The sequence below is a fragment of the Pseudonocardia sp. DxW genome (assembly GCF_058448985.1).
Genome location: NZ_JBZFLK010000061.1, coordinates 1 through 2797 on the forward strand (window position 1 = coordinate 1; position 2797 = coordinate 2797).

Consider the following 2797-nt stretch of genomic DNA (forward strand, 5'->3'; position numbering starts at 1 on the left):
CCGCGGGAGATAACCACGTCCACCAGGCAAGATCCGGGACCTCACGTGCCCGTCGACGACGTCGCGGACGGCCGCCGAGCGACTCCAGATAACCACGGCGTTGGTCGAGCGCAGCGTGCGGGCCAGGGTCGGCGGCACCCCGAGACGCAGCACCGTCAGGGTGTCGGCCAGGCCCTCACGCACGCTGGCCGCCGCGGAGGGGTGGGTGCGGTCGAGCTCGCCGGCCAGCGCGTTCAGCGCGGCCTCGGCGGCCAGCGCGGAGTCGGCGTGGTAGGCGGTGCGCATCTTCGAGCCGACCGTGGAGCGCATCCTCTGCGGCAGGTGGTCGGCCACATTTCGGATCTTGTGAAGCTGACACCTCTGGATCACGGGATGGTCGAACACCTCGCACACCGCCGCGCGCAGCGCCTTGGCCCCGTCGAGCACCGCAAGCACCGGGCGGGTGGTGTCCAGGCCGCGCTCACGCAGCCCGACCAGCAGCTCGCGGACCAGGGTGGTGTTCTCGGTGGAGCCCTCGACCAGCGACAACGGATGCTTGACCCCGTCGATGTCGATGCCCAACGCGACCACGCAGCAGGACTCCCCGAAGTGCACCCCGTCGATCATGAGCGCCACCAGATCCAGCCCGGCCAGGTCCGCCGCGAGTAGCTCGCCCAGGGCGGTCTCGGTGGCGCGGACGAACTTGCGCGACACGGCCGACTTCGAGGTCGACGAGCTGGTGGCCTCGACCTGCTCTCCGACCGGCTCGAGCCCGACGCCGTAGCGCCGCGTGGCCAGCCCGGCCAGCATCCGCTCCATCGCCATCGCGCCGAGCACCTCGGTACCGGTGAACGCCTCGTAGGACGCGATCGGCAACTCGCCGGAGCCATCGGCCGCCCGCACCCGCGGGCGGCGCACCGGCACCCGCCGCCCACCCAGGGTCACCGACCCGTCCCCGGCGCCGTGGCGCACCGCGCTGCGGGCCGGGTCGTGGTGACCCTTCGTCCCGCACGCCGCGGTCACGTCGGCATCCATCATCGCCGTCATCACCTGCAGGCCCGCGCCGACCGCGAGGGCCAGCAGCCCCTCGCGCACGTCACCGGCGATCTCACCCAGCACGATGCTGACCTGCTCGGGCACGGCCGGCTCACCGGCCCCACGAGCGTCGCTGGCCGCGTCCTTCTGGCTACCCTTACCCACGGCGGTCCCCTTCCTCGGGCGTTCTTGGCGGATCACCCGAGTACCTACCCCACGGCAGGTCTCAGGCGGGGGACCGCCACCTCAACTTCCACGAGGCCCGGGACAACCTCCGCCGGGCTTGTCGTAGAAGACTGCTACAGGTCCGCGCGGCACCCTGCCCGGCGACGAGGGGCCTCCGGGAGTGGGGCTCCTCTCGGCGCGGTGCGGTCTGTCTGATAAGCCGTGCACGGCCGCCGGTGGATACTGAGCGGACACCGCCCGCAATTGGGGCCGGCCGGGTCGGGCGCGGCTGCCAGTCAGGCAGGTCCTCGATCCGGCGCAGCTCGATGCCGTGCTGGCCCGTACCGCCGCGTCACGTGGGGCGAGTGCTGCGTGGCTCGCCCGTAGGGGCGAGATCAGCGCTCGAATAGCGTTGATGGCTATTCGACTGCGTTGTGTCGCCACTTCTTGCGTCAACGCGGTGCGGGCGGCAACGTGCTACACGCGTGGGTCAGCGTCATCCACGAGTGGCGGTTCCGGCACAGGTCGATCCTTACTGGCACGAACTGCCCGGGCTATACCCACTGCAAGTGTGATTAAAGCAAGGATCAGCAGAACGAGAGCGAACGCACTTCCGGAAACGGAATAGTTCACAGCGGTAGCGACGACAATGAAACCCGATACGCCAGTCAGGGACCATAGCGTCCGCGGTGATGTGTTTCGAGACAACGGCAGCCTCCGAGGAGATCGTGGTGGTGAGTGTTGGATGCTTTCGAAGTGTCCAGAGGGCGCGTATTTCGGCCGGCTAGTAGCATCCTTCCACTACCGAGGCACCTACGACGCCGTACTGGACGAGGGCGAACGCTAGTGTTCCGCCTGAGGCAAATATCGCTGCCACCGCCCCTGCTGTGGCAGCGAGTAGGCCTACCACGGCGAAGCCGCACCAGGGATGGCCCGCTACACCGCTGGGCTCCTCGGTCGGCTGTGCGCTGAATCCGCTTGGCGGCGGTTCTGAGATCGTCGATCCGGAGGGCGCGACGTCGAGGGCGGGGACCTTCAGACCGTTCCTCGTAGCCGCCGGCTGCGCCCGCAGCAGTTTGACCAGATGTCGTGTTTCCCGCTGATTGTCCAACGTTCTGGAACGCAACCTGGTGGTGACTGTGATCCTGCTTGTCGTGAGGCTGTGCCGCGACCGCGTGGATCCCCGCTTTCGGGGTTGGGGCCGCTGTGTGTGCAATCCACGTTATCCCGACCGCCACGACGAGGCTGGTCGTGAGGATGGCTATTCCGGCGGTAAGTCGCCTTATCAACATACAAACTCTTTCGGCGCAGATGGAGCACTGGCGGTCAACTTGCCGCACGAGCCGGCACTGGATCGCGACACCTGGGTCCGGTCTGGCGGTCGTGCGGGATCTGGCGGCTGCACAAAGGCGGTGAGCAGATCGGCGGCGCGCCTGTGCACGACCACACCGTCCCCGCGGTGGAAGTCGACCCCGGCACAGCGATGCGGCTTCCCAGTCGCTCGCGGACAACGACTCGCACATTGAGCTTCCCCCGGTTCACCGGAGTGCGGGTTATCTGTGATCGTCGCGCTGGGCGCGATGGTAGGTGTCTTCGTACTCGTCGGGTGAGAGCCCGC

At 68.2% G+C, this 2797-nt stretch carries 1 protein-coding gene; it reads right to left on the reverse strand.

All coding sequences use genetic code 11. The features are described 5' to 3' along the window. A partial coding sequence (locus tag ACVJO7_RS33920; RefSeq protein ID WP_491676358.1) for an IS256 family transposase occupies positions 1 to 1179 on the reverse strand: 1179 nt, incomplete at its 3' end. Positions 1180 to 2797 lie beyond the last annotated feature (1618 nt).